Here is a 20,724-nt window from a genome sequence, read left to right as displayed (position 1 = left end):
GTAATTTACAACCCACTCTTCAAACTCGCCTCAATAAACTGATCCAAATCCCCGTCTAACACGGCTTGGGTGTTGCCGACTTCCACGCCGGTGCGCAAGTCTTTGATCCGTGATTGGTCCAGCACATAAGAACGGATTTGGCTGCCCCAGCCGATGTCGGATTTGGTGTCTTCCAAAGCTTGGGCGGTTTCGCTGCGTTTGCGCATTTCCAGCTCGTACAACTTGGCTTTCAATTGCTTCATCGCGGTGTCGCGGTTTTTATGTTGCGAGCGGTCGCTTTGGCATTGCACGACAATGCCGGTGGGGTTATGCGTCATACGCACGGCGGATTCGGTTTTGTTGATGTGCTGGCCGCCTGCACCACTGGCGCGGTAAACATCGACGCGTATATCGGCGGGGTTGATGTCGATGTCGATGTCATCGTCGATTTCGGGCGAGACGAACACGGACGCAAAGGAGGTGTGGCGGCGGTTGCCGGAATCAAAGGGGGATTTTCTGACCAAGCGGTGCACACCTGTTTCGGTGCGCAACCAACCAAACGCATATTCGCCTTCGAAACGGATGGTGGCGCTTTTGATGCCCGCGACATCACCGTCAGACTCTTCGATCAGCTCGGTTTTGAAACCTTTGCGCTCGCCCCAACGCAGGAACATACGCTCGATCATGGAAGCCCAATCTTGTGCTTCCGTGCCACCGGAGCCGGCTTGAATATCCAAAAAGGCGTTGTTGGCATCCATTTCACCGGAAAACATGCGCCTAAATTCCAAATCGGCGACACGTTTTTCAAAACCGTCCAAATCGTGGATGACGGTCTCGACCGTGTCTTCGTCGTCTTCTTCAACCGCCATCAGCAGCAGTTCTTCGGCATCGGCAAGGCCACGTTCCAGCTCGGTGATGGTGTTGACCACCAACTCCAATTGCCCGCGCTCTTTGCCTAGGGCTTGGGCTTGTTCAGGGTTGTCCCAGATTTTGGGGTTTTCCAGTTCGCGTAAGACTTCGACTAGGCGTTCAGATTTGTTATCGAAGTCAAAGATACCCCCTCAGCGCGTTACCACGGCTTTTGAGGTCGGCAATTTGGTTTTTGATCGGATTTATTTCTTGCATGGTGTGTTTTTTATCCTGACCGCCCCGTCAGTTACGGAAAGTAACGGCAGGCGGTTCATCCTAAGAATTTGAAAAAAGACGCCGATTATATCCTAAAACCAAACCACTGTTCATACCCAACTGACCTGCGTGGCCGTAGCTCACCCAATCAATCACGGAAATCCCAAAAACCGAAGGAATCCATTTTGTTTTGGTAGCTTGGGGGTGGCGTTTTTTCAAGCCACTCGTCCAATACATATTCCAGCCCATAAAACCCGTGGTTGCCAAACGCCTGATCCATGGATTCGATGATATTAGTGTCTGTATTAGCAGAATTTTGCAGAGTCATTATGCTTACCTTTTCTTTGCCGTTATCAGTCGCTTTCTTTGATAAAAAAAGCAGGTTCTTTGTCCTGATGCACAGGATGGGACACTACGGATGAACGGAAGCTGAAGGTAAACGTGAAAAGGAAATGGCGGGACAGTTTTGAGTTGTCCTGATAACCCGTATCCATCGCCGCGGATACGGGTCACAGGTGCTTAGGAGATTTGTGCCAGCTCAGTTTTGGCACAGTCCGCCGCCAGTAGGTGGAGATAGGCAAACGGAAGGGTTAAAGCTCAACCCGCATCGGTTTGATGGCGTCTTTGCTTAATGACGGTAAGGCGGCTATGGCTTCCCGAAGCTTGGTTTCCCAACTACGGCGCAGTTGTAGCATGTAATCGTCACCATCATCAAAGCAGTAATACTCCTGCAATTTGAAACTACCGGCCCGATAAATCAACATTTCCACTGGCGCACCGACACTGGCGTTACTGCGGATCGTCGAGTCCATAGACACCAGGCAACAACGGGCGGCTTCGTCTATGGAGGTGTCCAGCTTGAGAAAACGGTCAAGTATCGGTTTGCCGTATTTGCTTTCGCCTATTTGTAAAAATGGCGTGTTGGCCGACGAGGTGATGCTGTTGCCTTCGGCGTAAATCATGTACGCGCCATGCGGTTCATCGCCAATTTGTCCCGCCAAAATAAAGGTGGCGGACGGATTAAAGGCGGATTGGCCTTGGGTATTGAGATGTTGCTTTTGTTTTTCGACGCTGATATGCCCCAAGTAATCAGCCGCTTCAGACAAGCACTCAACGGTGTTGACATTCACTTTGGCGTCCTTAATCTTATCGCGATGCAATTGCTCCAAAACGGCCTGGGTGGTGGCGAGGTTGCCGGCTGAAAGCAAGACAATTTTTCGATCTGGAAGGGTATTGAATGCATGCATTTTTCCGTGCGTACTCACGTTATCAATGCCGGCATTGGTCCTTGAATCGGATACCAGGATAAGTCCTTCGTTGATTGAAGCTGCAATACAATAAGTCATAATTATTATTTTTTATGGAACATTCAAAATGGCCGACATTTTAATCTTTTTCAGCCAGAAATGCGCCATCAATTCATGGTATTACCCAGATTTTCGACGCGCACGGCCATGCTGGTCAGGATCGCCCCTGAACCGAACTGGTGGAAGACCGAAACATCAGCGGCATCCCGCCCAAAAGCGATAATGACGCGGCCTCCAAACAAGGTGTGCTGGGTCGAGTCAAACGCGTACCAGCGCCCGCCCACATACGCCTCAAACCAAGCGTGCAAGTCCATTGGTTGCAGGTTATGCAGATACCCGACAACGATACGCGCAGGGATGCTGATGCTCCGGCATAAGGCTATGCCCAGATGCGCCAGGTCACGGCAAACACCGTAACCACGCTGATGGATTTCGGTGGCGGATAAGGGGAAATCACTGGAGCCGGGCAAATACTGCACATTTTGGCGCACCCAGTCGGCAATACGGCTGACTTGGTCATACCCCGGTTGGGCGCCCGCCGTCAGTTCGCCCGCCAGTTCGCCAAAACGGTCAGATTCGCAATAGCGGCTAGGCAGCAGATACGGCAAGGCATCGTTAGGCAAATTTTGGATTTCAACAAAATATGCGCCTGGCGCCGTGTCTATGCTATTAGCAACAATCACCTCGGCGGAGGTGTAGATGAGGAAAACCCCTTGCGGGGCCACCAATCGTTGGCAGGAATTGCCATAGCTATCCGTGCTTTCGGTAACCGCCACGCCAGGTTTGATGATATAGGTTTCACGGATAATCCATTGCTGTATGCCGCGGAACGGGCGCAGCATCAGGATCAAAGCGACCGCGTCATCTATCTGGAAGCAAAGGTTACAATTGACTAAAAGCTTCATGGCCATTTTGTCCGCCGCCTTGGGCTGTTCACCGGCACATTAGGGGAGCCATCGCCACACCGCGCTTAAACACCAAGCACGTCAAGCTGGCTATAAGCATGGTTCAGCCACATTTTCACCCGTTGCCTGTCCAATAACCCGAGCGCGTTGAGGTTGTCGAGGTCACGGTTACGGGCGGCCCAAAAACTGGAGTTGTTGCCATCGATTTTGGTCATGATCGGCGTGTACAGGCGTCTCAAGGCCATCACTTTTGCGCCCATATCCAAGGCGCGGTCTTTAACGCCTGAGAATTCCAACAAAGTAAAATCTTCATCACGCAATTGGTTTTGGACAAGGACGTAATTCATTTTCACGCCGTAATGGTCGAGCAATTTGCTTAACAATTCCACGCTGTCCTTACCAGAATCCATAACATTCCAATACACCAAGGTAACGCCCAATTCTTCCGCCAATTCCAATACCCCGGCATCATCTATCCAAGTTGCCAAGGAATGATGGGTTTGCGCGGCAAGGTCAACCAAAATCCGTTGCTCAGGTTTGGCGACCGCCGTTTCCATGATGACATCCAGGCTTTGGTAATCGTCAATGACGGTGGGTGACGCATAATCGGCGTAAAAACGCAGCAATGCGCCATGCGAGCGGTCCGTGTCAAATCCGATGAACGGGATATTGCTGTCGATCATGTATTGGGCCAAGACCCGGGCAAGCACTGACTTGCCAACACCGCCTTTTTCACCGCCAATCAAATGTATAGTAGCCATAATTCCTCTTGATTAATTTAAGATGTAATGTTGTGCCGGATGGCGCCGCCGGGCCGCTAGCCTGATATGCCTAACCACCACGGCCTTATATTGGGGGACGGGTAACCTGAAACCCTTTTCCCTTGTTCAAATCCGCATCACATCCACGGACACAGAGAGGGTGTGCTGCCCGCCACCAAAAGCAATGCCCTTTAACGGTGTGACATCCGCATAATCGCGCCCCCAAGCTAAGGTGATATGTTGGTCATGCGGTATCTTATTGTTGGTAGGGTCAAAATCGAGCCAGCCAACATCAGGGACATAAACCGCAAACCAAGCATGTGAGGCGTCCGCACCGACCAAACGGGGTTTGCCGGGAGCCGGCACGGTTTCCATATAACCGCTGATGTAGCGGGCAGGAATACCGAAACTACGCAAGCAACCTATCGCCAGATGTGCAAAATCCTGGCAGACACCACGCCGGTGAGTAAGCACTTCTGACAATGGCGTCGCAATCGTGGTAAACGTCGGGTCGTAAATATAATCATGGTAAATGCGTTGCATCAGGTCAGTCACCACGTCCACAAGCGGCCGGTCAGGCTGGAATGAAGGTGCCGCATATTCCGCCAATTCCGCCGTCGTGACGACCATCGGCGAATCCAACACATACTGCTTGGCATCCAGCAAGGCTTGCATCTGCTGGCGGGTCAGGTCTTGGCTGTAGATGTTCTTAAACAAATCGCGCACCGCCTGCCAACTCAAGCCCATCAAATGGCCGCTGTTCGGAGGCTCAGGATACAGGCTGACTTCACTGATGGCGGTGACCACCAGCTGTTTGTGCGGTTGCTGGATGGCAAAATAAGCCAGCCGATTGCCAAAGAAATCCACCAATTCGCGGTAATCCATTGGTGTCGGGGTGATTTCAAAATAACTGGTTTCGCAATGTTGCCGCCAAAAATCACGCGGCTGCAAACGCGCCTCGTTCTGGCATAACCCGACCGCTTGGCTGTAATTGTAAACCGTCTTATGGGTAATGCGATATTTCACGGCTCCTCCTCGGGAGGCGCATTGGGGGTCATTAATTGCGAGGTTTGCGAATGGCTGAAATAGGCACGGGCTATCGTATCGCCAATCCGCCACAACAACTCCGTGAGGGCCGCCAGCAATTCCTCCAGGCCGCTATAAATGTTTTCATCATCGCTGATCCTGAGCAACTCGACCAAATTGCTTAAGCGCAGATCGGTGTACGCTTTGATGATTAAACGCTCTTCTTCGCTTAACTGCCGTTTGCCGCGGTCCCTTGGTAGGGCGCTGATGTGTTCGGACAACAAACGCAACTGGAAAGCGACTGAGCGGGGATGCGTTTCGTCGAGCAACAGCAACTGCAACACAGCCGACAATTCGATAAACGAACGGTAACGCCGCTGATAAATGGTCAAACTGTCCGTCGAAAACAGCACGGCCTCCAGTATCTGGTTTTGCATGGCGGGTTCTTGGCGGGACACCAAGGTCGCCCGCAGCAACGAAATCAGCGACAAGGCCCGTTCCAAACGCCGGCCACTGCCAAACATCAACCACCCCGCCTCACGCGTCATGCTTTCACCGGTCAAACCGGAAAAAGCCACGACCCCGGTGATTAGGTCATCCAGGCAACTTTGCAGGTGCCCAATGGTTATATCGCTGTTGACCACCCGTAATTGCCAACGGTATTGGATATTGTCGACACTGCGCCAAGTGTCTTGTGACCACAAGTCACGGATGTTGTAGGCGGATTGCACCAAGTTATGGATGTTTGTCGCCAACGAACCAGGCCGGTGCTTATCCTGGGCGAGCGACAACAATTCCTTTTGCGGATGTTCAAGGCAATCGGCATGGCAGTTGACGAAACCCGGATAGGTCATGGTCACATGCGTCAGGCTCCGCAACAACCCGGCCAGGACGGCGCTATCAACGGCATCCTTAAACTCCAGCATATCCTGGTGCTTCAGCAACACGGTGCGCATCAACCGCGCCACGGCTTCCGTACGTTCGAGATAACGGCCCACCCAAAACAGATGGTCGGCGGCGCGGCTGGTCAGCGGTTCGGTGACGGCGTCCAGCAGTTGCACACGGTTTGGCCGTACCCATATCGCTTGCGGCTTGGACGGTTCGGAAGCCAATATCCAGGTGTCTTTGCTGATGCCGCCCGTTTGGTTGGAGACGGCGAAATCATCCTTACCGTGGGCGACCCGGGTCAAACCGCCCGGCATGACCAGATAATCCTCACCATTGGCAACGACAAAATTACGTAGGACCGCCGTGCGCGGCTCAACGCGATGGTCGATGAAGGCCGGGACGGTTGCCAAGCTCACCTGTTCCTGGCCGACATACAAATGCGGTTTTTCCAATATCGCGGCCCGCAGGGCGGATTTTTGTTCCGTGCTTAAAGTGTTGCCGACCAGGTAACTGTTATCCTGGCCCCGGTTAACCTGCTTAATGACCAGATGTTCAAGATTTTGCAGGACAAAGTCCCGCTCCCGCTGCTGCCCACACCACCATGTCGCCACGGAGGGCAAGATCAGCTCTTCATCCAGAAAATACCGCGCCAGCTTGGGCAAAAACGCCAGCAACGCAGGATTTTCCAACACACTACTGCCTAAGGGGTTGGCAATCGCCACATTGCCACGGCGTACGGCTTCGAGCAGCCCGGCCACACCCAACCGCGAGTCGATGCGCAATTCCAAGGGGTCACAGAACGAATCATCAACCCGCCGTAAGATCACGTCAACATGCTGCAAACCTTCCAATGACTTCAGCCAAACATGCCCGTCACGCACCGTCAGGTCATCGCCCTGCACCAAGGTGTAGCCAAGATACGAAGCTAGGTAGGCATGTTCAAAATAAGTTTCATTGAACGGCCCCGGGGTCAGCACCACAATGCGCGGGTTTTCTTTATTATGCAAGGCGCTACTGGCCAAGCCTTTGCTGAAGCCCTTGAAGAAACCCGACAAACGGTGCACTTGGGTGTCCCGCAGAATATCCGGCAACACGCGGGTCATCACGGTACGGTTTTCCAACGCATAACCGGAACCGGAAGGCGCTTGGGTACGGTCATCAAGCACCCAGAAACGGCCTTTGGAACCCCGCACCAGGTTGGCGGAATAAATCGTCAGCTGCCTGGGTTGGTTTTGCAAAGTGCCAATACACGGATGCAGGAACCCCTGATGGGAAAAGACCAACTCAACCGGTAGCAGGCCTTTTTTCAATAGTGTCTGCCCGCCGTAAATATCCTTAAGGATCAGGTCCAACAAACCGGCGCGTTGTTTAAGCCCGGCTTCAATGACCGTCCATTCCTCATTGCTGATCAACAACGGGATAGGGTCTAAGCGCCAAGGACGGGTCAATTTATGGGAATCACCATAAACATTGTAGGTGACCCCATTTTCCCGCAACAGACGTTGGGCCTCGCGGCGGCGGCGTTCGATCTCTTCGCTGCCCATGGTTTCCAATGCCTTGATAAAATTCTGCCAGTACGGCAAAACCTTATGTTCAGTAGCCACCATTTCGTCATAGACACCTAGGCGGGTTTCGTAATACTGCACACCGATGTCGTGGGCTAAATCCATGGGGTTACGCACTCATTGGGCCTTTGGGTAATGGTTGACCCGTGGCATGGCTTTCCAGTCCATGCCAACGTGTTAGGGAGCCAAAAAAACTGTCTTTTGGCTTATGTTGCCACTCTCATAGCCTATTCACACTGGCCAGGAATGGCCTGCATCATAGGCGCTAAACTGGCGCCCATGCACACCGAACGCGGCGGCTTGCTCACGCCAAGGGGCGATATGGGGGGCTTGTAGATGCCGGGCAAGGGTATCGGCGTCAGGCCATATCTCGGAAAACCGCAACAACCCCTGGTCGAAAATGTCTTCTGCAACATCATAAGCGAGACAACCGTCATTCTCATAGGTGGCCCTAACCAATGCCTGCAAATGCGGCCTGACCGCCTCCAGATTATCAGGAGGAAAACGCATCGTGCCTAAAACCAATACCGTCATTCAACTATTCCCGCCATCATTTGGTATATGCACCCCATTTTAATCAATTGTCCACGGCTGGCCTACCGGTTCCGCAACCGCAAATCCAGGGTAAACGGATATTCCCCGTTCAACTCTTCCGGTGGCGGGGCCATAGGCCGTGGCGGTTTGTCGCTGACACTGAAACTCTCCATAAACGGCTTTTCAGAGGCTTTATCAAACGAGCCGGACAACGGCGGCCTGATGACCACCCCAGGCGTGTGCCCGTAATCCCAGAAACGGGTGATGCGGCGTGATTCGGCTTCAAAGCTGTTGACCGGGAAGGCATCGTAGCTACGCCCGCCAGGATGCGCGACATGGTAAGTGCAGCCACCTATCGCATGGCCGTTCCAAGTGTCTATCACATCAATCACTAGCGGCACATGCGGGGTAATCGTTGGATGCAAGGCTGATGGCGGCTGCCAAGCCCGGTAACGGACACCCGCCGTGTATTCGCCTTTGCGCCCGGTATTGCGCATCGGCAAACGCCGTCCGTTACAGGCCAGGATATACCGGCCTTCGGTAAAGCCAGTGACTTTCACCTGCAACCGCTCCACCGAGGAATCGACATAACGCGCCGTCCCCGTGCTGCTGACCTCTTCGCCCAGCACATGCCAAGGTTCGATGGCAAAACGCAGCTCCAGCTCCATGTCATCGATCATGGTCGTGCCATAACGCGGGAAGCGGAACTCAAAGAACGGGTCTAGCCATTCCAGTTCAAAGGGATAACCCGCCCGTTGCAGGTCTTTGACGATATGTTTCATATCTTCGCGGACATAATGCGGCAGCATGAAACGGTCATGCAGCTCAGTCCCCCAACGCACCAGCTCATGTTTGTATGGGTTACGCCAGAACCAAGCGATCAACGAACGCAACAACACCATTTGCACCAGCGACATGCGCGCATGGGGCGGCATTTCAAAGGCGCGCAATTCCAAAATGCCCAAGCGACCCGTCGAACTGTCGGGCGAATAAAGTTTGTCGATACAGAACTCGGAGCGGTGCGTGTTGCCGGTGATGTCGGTCAATAAATGCCGCAACAAGCGGTCCACCAGCCACGGTGCTGGCACTTCGCCTTCGGGCATTTGCTGGAAGGCGATTTCCAGTTCATACAACTTTTCGTCCCTGCCCTCATCCACACGCGGGGCTTGGCTAGTCGGGCCGATGAACATGCCGGAAAACAAATACGACAAGCCCGGATGGTGCTGCCAATACGTCACCAGACTCCGCAACAAATCAGGGCGGCGCAACAACGGGCTATCGGTGGGCGTTTCCGCACCCATCGTGATATGGTTGCCGCCGCCCGTACCGGTATGGCGGCCATCAATCATGAATTTTTCCGTTCCCAAACGCACTTGGAAGGCTTGCTCATACAAAATAGTGGTTTTTTCAACCAGCTCTTCCCAACTTTTTGATGGATGGATATTGACTTCAATGACCCCAGGATCAGGCGTGACCATCAAGCGTTCGATACGGTAATCACGCGGCGGCTCATAGCCCTCGATCACCACTGGCAACGCTAATTTTTCCGCCGTCGCCTCAATCGCGGCGACCAAATCCAGATAATGTTCCAACAACGACAATGGCGGCATAAAAATATGCAAACGGCCATCACGCGGCTGGATACAGATGGCGGTATGCGGCACTTCAACGTGGACGGTGGGTTCGTCGCCGGGTTCTTGTTCGACGATTTCAGGATGTTCGTTGACCTTTTCCTCAAAATGGCTGTAGCGCCGGGCCACTTCGCCATAGTAATCGCCTAGTTCCGGCAAATCACCAAACAGGCTTTGCGGCTCTTGCGTGTCGCGTTTGTCCGGTGCAACCCAGGGCAAACTATTGAGCGGCATCCGCATACCCATAGGCGAATTGCCCGGAATCAGGAACATATTGCCGCGCCGGAAATCCCACGGCCCGCTTTGCCAGGATTGGCCGTACCAATTCCATTTCAACGGCAAGGCGAAACCAACGGGGACGGCCAAATCCGCGTCCAACACCTTAGTGATGGTCTTGCGCTCAATCGAGTCTTTCAGGTCGTATTTGAGCGGGTTGACATTGGTCGGCAAGTTACCTTCCTGCCAAAGATAGTAAAAATTGTCTTCGAAGGCGGCGGTGATGTACTGGCTTTTAACCCCCAAATGCCGGGACATTTCCTGGACGAATTGTTCCGCGTCTTTGACGGTATGCTTATAATCCTTGTTAATGTCGGCCAGCAATTCAGGGTTACGCCACATGGGCACGTTGTCTTTACGCCAAAAAATGCCATATTGCCAACGCGGTATCGGCTCGCCCGGATACCATTTGCCTTGCCCGTAATGCAGCAATGCGCCTTTGGCAAACACATCACGCAGGCGCTTGGTCAATTCTTGTGCGCGCTCACGTTTATGCGCACCATCGGCGTGCGTGTTCCATTCCGCCCCTTCCATATCATCAACCGAGACAAACGTCGGTTCGCCGCCCATCGTCAAGCGCACATCGTCATCACTGAATTGCTGGTCGACTTGCTGACCCAGCGCGTTGATATAATGCCATTGCTCATCGGTGTAAGGCTTGGTGACACGCGGGTCTTCGTGCAGGCGCTCAACGGTGTTGCTGAACTCAAACTCCACCTCGCATTTGTCCGTACCGCCCGTCACAGGCGCGGCACTGGCCGGATTAGGCGTGCATGCCAACGGGATATGGCCTTCACCCGCCAACAAGCCCGAAGTCGGATCTAGGCCTATCCAACCTGCACCAGGAATGTACACTTCTGTCCACGCATGTAAATCGGTAAAGTCCTGTTCGGGCCCGGACGGGCCGTCCAGCGATTTGATGTCGGCGGTGAGCTGCACCAAATAACCGGAAACAAACCGGGCCGCCAAGCCCAAATGCCGCAGGATTTGCACCAACAACCACGCCGAATCGCGGCATGAGCCGCTACGGAGCGTCAGTGATTCCTCACAGCTTTGGATGCCCACTTCCATGCGGATGTTGTAGCCAATATCACCAAAAACTTTGCGGTTAACATCAACCAGAAAATCATTGATATTGCGTTGGGCCAAATCAAAGTCTTCCACCCATTGCGTCAGCAAAGGCCCGTCTTCAGTCACTTCCAAATACGGTTGCAGCTCTTTAAGCAGCTGCTCCTCGTATTTAAAAGGGAATTTTTCCGCATACTCTTCAACAAAAAAGTCGAAGGGGTTGATGACCGTCATATCGGCGATGACTTCCACCTCAACGCTGAGATGCCGGGTTTTGTTGGGGAACACGACCCGCGCCAAAATATTGCCGAACGGATCCTGCTGCCAATTGATAAAATGGTCTTTCGGTTCGATATTCAAGCTATAGCCTTTAATCGGCGTACGGCTATGCACTGCGGGGCGCAAGCGAAACACATGCGGTGACAATGATACCGCCCGGTCAAAGCTGTATTTGGTTTTGTGACTGATGGCCACTCGAATTGTCATGGTGATTTTTCCTATTGCCTATGTTGGGTGGTAATCAAATGTTCATTGCAAAATACAGTAAAATGGGCTTTGTTTTGCGGTATCGCTGCTTAAACCGCCATCTCCACAACTTCCTCAAAATTTGTAACGGCTTCCCCAAATTCCATCCCAAAGCCATTTAGCCACTTAATATATAATCCTTAAGCAAACGTTATACCAGAACCCTTGCAATAATAAACTTTATCCGCGCCTATTAAGGTTTCTTTTTGTTAGATTAAGGTGATAACCCATCCAAAAGCCCAGGGCATTAACCCTACGCCCTGTAAATGCCTTTGCCAAAGCATTGGCAACGCCTATTAGCTGCCCACTTATGGTGCAATGGGCGTCAAACAACGATTGTATGCATATCCTTTACTTATTTTGCCCGATATTGGCCAATTGTTTAATTATTTGCATAGCTTCGGTGCAACGGCAAAAAAACAAAAACTATTCTACAAGCCCGTAATTAAAAAACAAACCTATAACTATCAATAAGTTATTTAAAATAATGATAAATTTTAATATTGGCATCATAAATGCTTAAACTATTGTACGCAATCATCGGCGTGTTCTACCTCCTCGTGATAAACCTTGCTTTCCATAAAGCACTGCGCATTACTCCTGTCGTCGGTCTAATGCGCTTTTTTTTGCCCGCCGTTTTGTATCCGCAATTCCCCAAATAAATGCGCGGCCCTACAGCCACGGGCTAGGCATAACCAATCATGACCACCTGGCTACGCGCAAGGATTTTCCGATAATAGGCTGATTGGCATAAACTATCCCCCTAGATTTTACGTTTAATCAAGGCCTTCAAACTATGACGAACACACCCCTCCCCTTTTTAGACAAAAAACGCATTATTGCCACCCCGGGTTTTAACCGTTGGTTAGTCCCTCCCGCCGCCTTGGCCATCCATTTATGTATCGGCATGGCGTACGGTTTTTCGGTGTTTTGGCTACCGCTATCAAAAGCCATTGGCATCAAAGAAAGCATCCCCTGCCCTGCCGACATCGGCTTTTTCCAGGAATTGTTTGTCACCACCTGCGATTGGAAAATCTCCACATTGGGCTGGATGTACACCTTGTTTTTCGTGTTCCTGGGCTCATCGGCGGCGGTTTGGGGAGGGTGGTTGGAGCATGTCGGCCCGCGTAAGGCAGGCGTGGTCAGCGCGTTCTGCTGGTGCGGCGGGATGCTGCTGTCCGCATTGGGCATTTACCTGCACCAATTTTGGATCATGCTGCTAGGTTCCGGCGTCATTGGCGGCATGGGTTTGGGCTTGGGTTATATCTCGCCCGTTTCGACCCTGATCAAATGGTTTCCAGACCGGCGCGGCATGGCGACAGGCATGGCGATCATGGGTTTCGGCGGTGGCGCGATGATCGGCTCGCCGCTGGCCACCGAATTGATGAAGTTTTTTGCCAGCCCTAACGATGTCGGCGTGATGGCCACGTTCATCGTCATGGCGGCCATTTACTTTGTGTTTATGATGACGGGCGCGCTTAGTTACCGTATTCCGCCAGAAAACTGGCAACCCGCTGGCTGGACTCCGCCTAGCAACCCCAAAACCAAGCGCATGATCACCGAACACCATGTCCACGTCAAAAATGTCTTTAAGATTAAACAGTTCTGGCTATTGTGGGGCGTGTTGTGCATGAACGTCAGTGCAGGGATAGGCGTGATCGGCATGTCTTCGCCGATGCTGCAGGAAGTGTTCGGCGGGCAATTGATCGGCATCAGCAAAACTTACGGCGAACTCGACAAAACCCAACTCGCCGCCATTGCCAGCATTGCGGCAGGCTTTACCGCTTTGTTGAGTTTGTTCAACATTGGCGGACGGTTCTTCTGGGCGAGCTTATCCGACAAACTAGGCCGCAAACTGACCTTCATCGTATTTTTTGTCATCGGCGGCATGCTGTACCTGAGCATCCCGGAAAGCGCGGCCTCCGGCAACAAATTGCTGTTCGTCGGGGCATTTTGCCTGATCTTAAGCATGTACGGTGGCGGTTTCGCCACCATCCCCGCGTATCTCGCCGATTTGTTCGGCACCTTAAACGTCGGGGCGATCCATGGACGCTTATTGACCGCCTGGGCCACCGCCGGCATTTTAGGCCCGGTCATCGTCAATTACATGCGTGAATACCAACTCAGCCTAGGCTTGCCGCGCGAACAAATCTACAACCAAACCATGATGATTTTAGCCGGGATGCTGATGCTTGGCTTGCTCTGCAACCTGCTGGTGCGCCCGGTTGCGGACAAATGGTTTATGAAGGAAGAGGAATTGTTGGCCGAACAAACGCCTGGCGACAAAAAAAATCCGGCGGTGGCCCCAGAAAGCTTACCGTCAAAGCACAAAGCCGGAAGCCTGCTGCTCGCCGTGCTGGCTTGGGCCATCGTCATCATCCCCTTGTCTTGGGGGATTTATAAGACGGCATTGAATGTGAGCAAGTTTTTTTCTTGACCTTCACTGAATGAACGGACAAAGACAACTCGTAAGATGCATTCCGTAGGGTGCAATAAGCAATCGAGACCGTGAAAGAATTATTTTATGCCCACGAAAATCACGAAAGTGTAAAACCAGATTAAATAGAAGTTATTGAAAGTTATTATTTAATTGTTTCGTGTCAAAAAAGCCAGCGGCGCGGCATACGCCTATGGCTTCAACGCCCTATAGGCCAACGACCGACGCCACGCCCGCCAATAGCCGCCTATCCATCTACAACGGCCCGCTGGGTTTATATGAGGCCTTGAATTGTCCAACTGCCCAATGCACACAAATTGAGAAGGCAGCATTCAATTGCCAAGCGAGATAAAAAGGCCGGACTACATTAAAAAATGCGGCAGCCCTAATCGGAATGATTTTTTAAAAGTCAAGCCCATACAAATTGTAGTGGTGGACAAAATACCAGATGATGGCCCCGATGTGCTTGGCCAAGTGTGGGATGATGTAAGGAACCCCAGCACTTTTACAACACCTATTTGCCGGGATTACGCTATGCCATTGCTCTTTTGTCCAACTGCGTTTGTAGCGGATAACCACCTTAGACTTTTCTTTGACAGGCTGGACTATTTTGGGGGGAATAACTTGAAGTTGCGCTTGAAAGTAAGCACTGTAATTGGCAGATGGCGGCATTCGACTCTTTAATTTATTGAAATTGGATAGGATGTGTTAAAACCACCGACAAGAGTTGGCTGGCTTCATTAAAGGCTGGCAAATTTGAAATGACTAACTGAATAACAGTACGAGGGATCACAGAGGAAACATAGAGGTGGTAAACCAAGCGCAATCAGATTTTTTAGCTGTTGGGATTATAGGCCTATAACCGGGCTTGTCAATCTTATGGACATTGGCCCAATAGGAGCCAAATCGGCATTTACCCTAACAAAAACACATGAGGCTGTTTAATGCAGTGCCGGATTGGCTGTGCCGCTTGCCGTATCGCACCATCCATTTCTTCGGCGATGCCGCTGCATCCTTAGGCAAACCCGCCAATGTGAGATGCCTCTCTGTACATGACAAAAAAGAAGCCTGTTGAAACTGACGTATAATGGGCTAAGGTCCGGATACGGGCCATAAGACCCGTTCATGCTTCTGTCCTAAAGTTATCATCGCCTTTGAGCTCGACCCCACACGTTTGCCTAATCAGTTCACGAACTTTCAGTCCAACCTCTCCTTTCAACACCTTTTTAATTGTAAATAAACCTGGATTTTTTTAAGTATTTAGATAATAGTAGCAATTGCACATCATTAGGGACGCTAGAGCATCAAGCCCGGAATTAATATATCCGTCATTGCAATACCTTCCTTAACAACCTCATTTGACGGATTTATACAAAGCCTACAATCCTGCCGGAGCATCCCGAATGGGCTATGGACTTTGGTTTAATAATTATCGGTGGCATCCAAAGCATCCGATCCAGGTTTGGTCGTGTATCAAGCGAGCCAGGAGCCGCCACTGAAACCATCAGTTGACAGTTGGGCTTGAACGGCAAAGGTTTTGTTTTCCTTTGCATTTGGATAATTCGTCAATCGAGGTTTAAAACATGAACAACTCTAAATTACCTTTTAGACTGAATGCAATCGTCTTGGCTTTTATGATGGGCGCTTCAGAAGCCGCCACCATCAAAGTTAACCACAGTTGTAGCTTGACCGATGCCGTCACCGCCGCTAATACTGATACGGCCACGGGTGGCTGCCCCGCCGGTAACGGTGCGGATATTTTACAGCTTACCCTCAACCAATATGTATTTACTTCGCCTATCTTCACACAAGATGACCACGATCCCCACCGAGGCGACTATACTGCGCTACCCTTAATTTCCAGTGTCATTACGATAAATGGTGACCCAGATGGAGTGGGTAAACGGGCGGAAATCAGACGTGAAAGCACATCTGCGTTCCGTTTAATCCAAATCAAACCTTCAGGTAACCTGACCCTAAATGATACCGTGCTAAAAAACGGATGGGCGGATAAATACAATAATGTCGGCGGTGGCATTTTAAATGCTGGCGTATTGACCTTAAAAAACAGTACATTGACCAAAAATACTGCTCCGTGGAATCTTTACACTTATTCGGGTAGCCATTCAGGTTTAGGTGGAGCCATATTCAACTCGGCGGGTGGTAAAGTCACGCTATTAAACTCAACGATAAGCGGTAATACCGCCATTGCCTCCTGCTTTTTTTCAGACCTTATAAATAATAGTTACGAACCTGGTAGAGGGGGGGGAATTTTCAACAGAGGCATCCTTAATTTAAGAAACAGCACTGTTAGTAACAATATGGCACAAGATTCGAAAACTTGCATTAATGACTATTGCTATTGCTATATCGGAGCTGAGAACGGCGGGATAGGTATTGGCGGCGGAATCTTCAATACCACAACCGGAAAAACGACCCTGACCAACAGCGTGATCGCCAATAGCAGGAAAGGTGCTGACTGTGTTGGTACCATTATTTTTCAAGGGGTCAACTTGATTGAAGATGGCAGTTGCAATATACCCCCGCCCAGGGGGCTTAGCGGCGACCCTAAGCTCATGCCATTGACCTTTAATGGCGGTTCCACACCCACTCACGCACCGTCTCCCGACAGCATTGTTATTAATAGGGGAGGAGATTATCGTTGCACACCTACTGACCAACGGGGAGTTCTACGACCCGATGGAATGCACTGCGACTTGGGTGCCGTTGAATACATCACCTCAGTAAACGCTCCAGTCAAACCCATACTCGATTTTTTTGATGCCTCATTACAAAATAATGAGTTATCAGGAGTTGGCAAGTACAAAGCAATCCAAGTTATCCGCCTTAGCTCATTCCGGAACCAACTGGTCACCACGGGCAGCTTTTTAGACAATAAATCGAAAAATAAAGCTTGTTTTCAAATCAACATCCTTCTCAAAAGCATAGACCCTAACAACACGCCCGATCTCAACGATTTGGTTACAGGCAATGCGGGAAGCGGACTCACTGACAAAATCAACTCCCTGAAAATTTCTTCGGGATGCTAAATCACACCCAATTCAGCAATCTGTAGTTTTGAACTAGAATAGCTCCGCGACATCAGCGAACGCTTGCTCTTATAAGTTAAGAGCAAGCGTTCGCCATCTCAGATCACCACATCATAATAATTAAAACAATCTAACCTACCTAAAACACCATGAACAAACAACCCGTCAAACTCCGTTGGGGCATACTAGGCGCCGCCCGTATCAACGAACGCATGCTGCCTGCAATTATCGAAGCTCCCAACGCCGAACTGGCCGCCATTGCCAGCCGCCGCCCCGGCGCGGCGGCTGAAATCTTGGCCCGCTATGCGCCCGGCCATCAAGGGGTTAAAACCTATGGCTCGCCCGATGACTTGCTCAATGACGCCGATATCCAGGCCGTGTACATCCCGCTGGCCAACCATGAACATGCCGAATGGACATTACGCGCCATAGCCCACGGCAAACACGTCTTGTGCGAAAAACCCATGGCCTTGGCTGTCGATGACATCCTCGCCATCCAAACCGCCGCCCGCCGCTACAAGGTCACCGTCATGGAAGGCTTTATGTACCGTTTCCACCACCAACATGCACGGGTGCTGGAGCTGATCCAATCAGGGCTGTTCGGCGAGATCCGCTCGGTACGCTCCAATTTTTCGTTTATGATGCGCCCTGAGCGCATGTACCGCCTGGAAGAGCCTATCAGCCGTGGCGGCGGGGCAATGTGGGACATCGGCTGCTATGCCATCCACACCCTGCGGATGTTTTTCCAGCAAGACCCCATCGCCGTCACCGCCATGTCCCAAACTATTGCCAGCGGCGCCGACATTGCCGCCAGCGGCGTGTTGGATTTTGGTGAGGGCAAATATGCACACTTCGATTTCAGTTTTGCCTACGCCCGCCGTTGTGAATATGAAATCATCGGCACTAAAGGCGGCTTGAAATGCCATGTGGTTTGGCAACTGCCCGGCGATGTGCCAGTGTTGACGTGGTGGGCGGATGACGGACGCCAAGCGGAAGAACGCTTGCCTACGGCAAACCATTTCCGTCTGGAAGTTGAACATTTTAGCCAATGCGTGTTGTCAGGAACCGCGCCCGCATTGTCATTGGATGATGCCGAAAGCAACTGCAAAACAATCGTCGCGGCCCTGCAATCGGCGGAAACAGGACGTGTGGTCAGCTTAGATGGCATTGCGGGCCGGGAATAGGCATCCACCTGTTGGCTAACTCAAATTGGGTATTTTATTTCCGTTAGGGACGGGAACCTTCACCAGCAAACAGTCGGGCCACCCTTTCAGGTGACCCAACTGATCAAAATACCATTTACTTTGGCTATACGGATCCAAGCAAACCCTGAAACCCAATTATTTGCATTGATAAATCCGGATGTTATCAATAAACCAACCTAAAGATGCCCCCAAGTCATCAGAAGCCATCCGGAAGCGGAAACGCACATTCTTGCCCGCCAAAACACCTAGGTTCATTTGCGTTGCGCCATAACCGAAGCTGTCGGCCGTAAAGGCGCTTCTTCCTGCTAAAGGATTGCCGGTTCCGGAAATGATGGCCCCATTATATTGGTAACCGGCCGCCATCAACTTGCCTGCGTCAGCCCACGTTATGCCGTTATTGGTGCTGTATTCAACAACACCGCCGTCATAACGGCCCGCTGAATCACTCTCAAACTCAAAGGCATGGTCAAATTGCATTCTGGCGCCCGTAGGTAAGGCCACGCTCTTGGTCATTTTATAGTAAGAGTCACTGGAATTGTCCTGTGATTTACCGAATATGGACAATGAACCCGTTTTGGCAAAGCCCTGCACGATGCCCCAGATGGTGAAATCATTCGTGGCAAAATTACTGCCGCTCGCTTCCAAACCATCAAAAAATAGGCTGCTGGCACTGGTTCCGCTTGGGCACAATGCCGGTGCAGCGGGTTTGGCGCAGATCGGGCTGTCCATTTGTACGGCGGTGACGGCCTTTTTGACCTGGGTACAGTTAGCGGCGGTAATGCCTACGGTGCCGATCAAATCGGTACAGGCACTTTGCAGCGCGTTAAAGTCGTCAAGAAAATTCGACCCGGAAGTCAAATATTGGGTCAATGCCCGGTACTGGATTTTCCCCGCTTTGGTTAAGCCTATGCCCGTGATGGTTTGGCCGTTATACGAACCACCGTCCACCATTAATTGATAGGCATGGTTAGGCACCCCGCTGTTACTGTGCACGCCCCCTTGGTCACCATCACCAATATCACATTTGAAATTGCTATCCTTGACTTTGGCCGGATCACTAAAAGCGGCAGGGGTTTTCATATTACGGATTGCGCCTAATCCTGGCACGTCCTCGCCTATCAGCCAGCGCACGGCCGCCGTATCCGTCCCGGCTTTGTTACCCTGATCGACAGTTTCGCCGAAAATATCGGAAAATGATTCGTTCAACGCACCGGACTGTGAATAGTAGTAAAGGCCTGCCGAGTTCTCGGTTACGGCATGGGTCAGTTCGTGCGCATCCACATCATCTGCGGCGGAAAAACCATCCCCGTACACCATTTGCGTACCATCCCAAAAAGCATTTCCATAGGGACATTCGGCTAAGCTTGGGCAATAGTGCACCGTTGAAATAATGGGGGCGCCAAAGCCATCGAAACTGTCACGCCCGTGCTTATTTTTGAAATAATCGTAGGTATGGCCTGAAAACAGGTAAGCGGCATCGGCATCAGGGTCGCCTGTGGGCGTTTGGCCTTCGCTCTGGACTAAAGCCCCCGATAAGCTATCAGAACTATTGGCATCGTAAATTTTACGGCTGCGGGCATCGGGCAACTGGCTGAAAGCCAATAAAACCGCACTATTTTCCGCATCAACCCAGATATATTCGCGTACACCCAACCTTTTGGCTTCAATGAACCAAGCGAGATGCGTGGCTTGTTTATTGCCTTGCAATAGGCCTTTATTGAACACTTCCAGCTTGGGTGTACTGAGGATGGCGTTGCCGATACCGCGCTTTTTCAGCAATTCACGCACGATATCCTCAGCGTCGGCAGAAGTGATTTTCGGTGTCACATCGAGGGCGTCAAGTCCAGGTAAGGTTTTTGCCAATACCGACACCACACTGTTGCCACGCAGGTGTACGGTCATTTCCCCGCCAGTCACCGGGATGCCCTTGTGCAATTGCTGCAAACGCACATGCTCCATACCGACTTCGTCTTTACCGCCTACTTTAACGGTTTTTAGTTGTTTGGGTGCACCAATGCCAAAAGCCTTCCCATAGCTAGCGACAAATTCCAACGCACGGGTTTCCGCACTAGCATCCGGCCTGGAAAGCAGCGGGATCGGACGGGATTTGGCAGTGGCAACATAGTTTACCTGGCCGGTGTGTTCGGCAAGCGAATAGCCAATGTCCCCGCCGGCAGCGTCCCTTAATGCGGACACGGTAGGGTTTAACGGCAAAGGGGCTGACGCCGCAAACAACCCGGACGAAAACGCAAAAAAACTGATTGCGCTTATGAGGACGGGGCAACTCTTTCTTGAAAAGGTTTTCACTCGTAAAGATCCTATATCTATCAAGGCGGTATAAAGCCTGTTGGAATAAAGGGGCTAGCAGGCTAGCCCCCCGTTTAAGCCGCCTGCCCATCTCGAAACGCAGCAACTGGCCTCTTAATGGAACGGCGAAATTTA

At 51.4% G+C, this 20,724-nt stretch carries 14 protein-coding genes; 4 read left to right on the top strand and 10 right to left on the bottom strand.

Features of this window, described 5'->3' with window-relative positions; genetic code table 11:
- Positions 1–5 precede the first annotated feature (5 nt).
- From prfB to METMI_RS0112485, 9 genes are all read right to left on the bottom strand, one after another.
- Positions 6–1,104 (bottom strand): peptide chain release factor 2 gene (gene prfB, locus METMI_RS0112530; protein WP_156829844.1). Its coding sequence is split into 2 segments (ribosomal slippage): positions 6–1,028 and positions 1,030–1,104, totalling 1,098 coding nucleotides; the frame shifts between segments, so codons are not numbered across the junction.
- Positions 1,105–1,252: 148 nt separating this feature from the next.
- Positions 1,253–1,432 (bottom strand): hypothetical protein, encoded by a 180-nt coding sequence (locus tag METMI_RS0112525; RefSeq protein ID WP_019866643.1) that lies wholly within the window; start codon positions 1,430–1,432, stop codon positions 1,253–1,255.
- Between the two features lie 262 nt (positions 1,433–1,694).
- Positions 1,695–2,450, bottom strand: a complete 756-nt coding sequence (locus tag METMI_RS0112515) for a proteasome-type protease (RefSeq protein WP_019866641.1) — start codon at positions 2,448–2,450, stop codon at positions 1,695–1,697.
- A gap of 68 nt (positions 2,451–2,518) precedes the next feature.
- Positions 2,519–3,322, bottom strand: a complete 804-nt coding sequence (locus METMI_RS0112510) for a transglutaminase-like domain-containing protein (RefSeq protein ID WP_019866640.1) — start codon at positions 3,320–3,322, stop codon at positions 2,519–2,521.
- Between the two features lie 59 nt (positions 3,323–3,381).
- Positions 3,382–4,077, bottom strand: a complete 696-nt coding sequence (locus tag METMI_RS0112505; RefSeq protein ID WP_019866639.1) for a P-loop NTPase family protein — start codon at positions 4,075–4,077, stop codon at positions 3,382–3,384.
- A gap of 126 nt (positions 4,078–4,203) precedes the next feature.
- Positions 4,204–5,103, bottom strand: coding sequence for a transglutaminase family protein (locus METMI_RS0112500; RefSeq protein WP_019866638.1), 900 nt, complete (start codon positions 5,101–5,103; stop codon positions 4,204–4,206).
- A complete protein-coding gene (locus METMI_RS0112495; protein WP_019866637.1) occupies positions 5,100–7,661 on the bottom strand; it encodes a circularly permuted type 2 ATP-grasp protein in 2,562 nt (853 codons plus the stop codon). The genes METMI_RS0112500 and METMI_RS0112495 overlap by 4 nt, the downstream gene beginning before the upstream one ends.
- A gap of 126 nt (positions 7,662–7,787) precedes the next feature.
- Positions 7,788–8,090 carry a putative quinol monooxygenase gene (locus METMI_RS0112490; protein ID WP_019866636.1) on the bottom strand — a complete coding sequence of 101 codons (303 nt, stop codon included), beginning with the start codon at positions 8,088–8,090 and terminating at the stop codon, positions 7,788–7,790.
- A gap of 62 nt (positions 8,091–8,152) precedes the next feature.
- Positions 8,153–11,551, bottom strand: a complete 3,399-nt coding sequence (locus tag METMI_RS0112485) for a transglutaminase family protein (protein ID WP_029151668.1) — start codon at positions 11,549–11,551, stop codon at positions 8,153–8,155.
- 835 nt (positions 11,552–12,386) lie between these two features.
- Here METMI_RS0112485 and METMI_RS0112465 point away from each other — a divergent pair.
- The 4 genes from METMI_RS0112465 (at position 12,387) to METMI_RS0112450 (ending at position 18,261) form a co-directional block, all read left to right on the top strand.
- Positions 12,387–14,027: an OFA family MFS transporter gene (locus METMI_RS0112465; RefSeq protein ID WP_019866631.1), complete on the top strand. Its 1,641-nt coding sequence runs from the start codon at positions 12,387–12,389 to the stop codon at positions 14,025–14,027.
- 931 nt (positions 14,028–14,958) lie between these two features.
- Positions 14,959–15,102, top strand: coding sequence for a hypothetical protein (locus METMI_RS26960; protein WP_198007919.1), 144 nt, complete (start codon positions 14,959–14,961; stop codon positions 15,100–15,102).
- A 508-nt stretch (positions 15,103–15,610) separates the two neighbouring features.
- The gene (locus METMI_RS0112455; RefSeq protein WP_019866629.1) at positions 15,611–17,077 is read left to right on the top strand and encodes a choice-of-anchor Q domain-containing protein; all 1,467 of its coding nucleotides are present in this window, start codon (positions 15,611–15,613) and stop codon (positions 17,075–17,077) included.
- A gap of 149 nt (positions 17,078–17,226) precedes the next feature.
- Positions 17,227–18,261 (top strand): Gfo/Idh/MocA family protein, encoded by a 1,035-nt coding sequence (locus tag METMI_RS0112450; RefSeq protein WP_019866628.1) that lies wholly within the window; start codon positions 17,227–17,229, stop codon positions 18,259–18,261.
- Positions 18,262–18,417: 156 nt separating this feature from the next.
- Here the strand turns inward: METMI_RS0112450 and METMI_RS25490 are convergent, their stop codons facing one another.
- Complete coding sequence (locus tag METMI_RS25490; RefSeq protein ID WP_019866627.1) at positions 18,418–20,589, bottom strand: M4 family metallopeptidase; 2,172 nt, start codon at positions 20,587–20,589, stop codon at positions 18,418–18,420.
- Positions 20,590–20,724: the final 135 nt, after the last annotated feature.

Origin of the sequence: Methylovulum miyakonense HT12 (assembly GCF_000384075.1) — a bacterium.
Classification (GTDB): domain Bacteria; phylum Pseudomonadota; class Gammaproteobacteria; order Methylococcales; family Methylomonadaceae; genus Methylovulum; species Methylovulum miyakonense.
The sequence above is the reverse complement of the archived record's forward strand: the minus strand, read 5'-3'. Positions and strand labels throughout refer to the sequence as shown.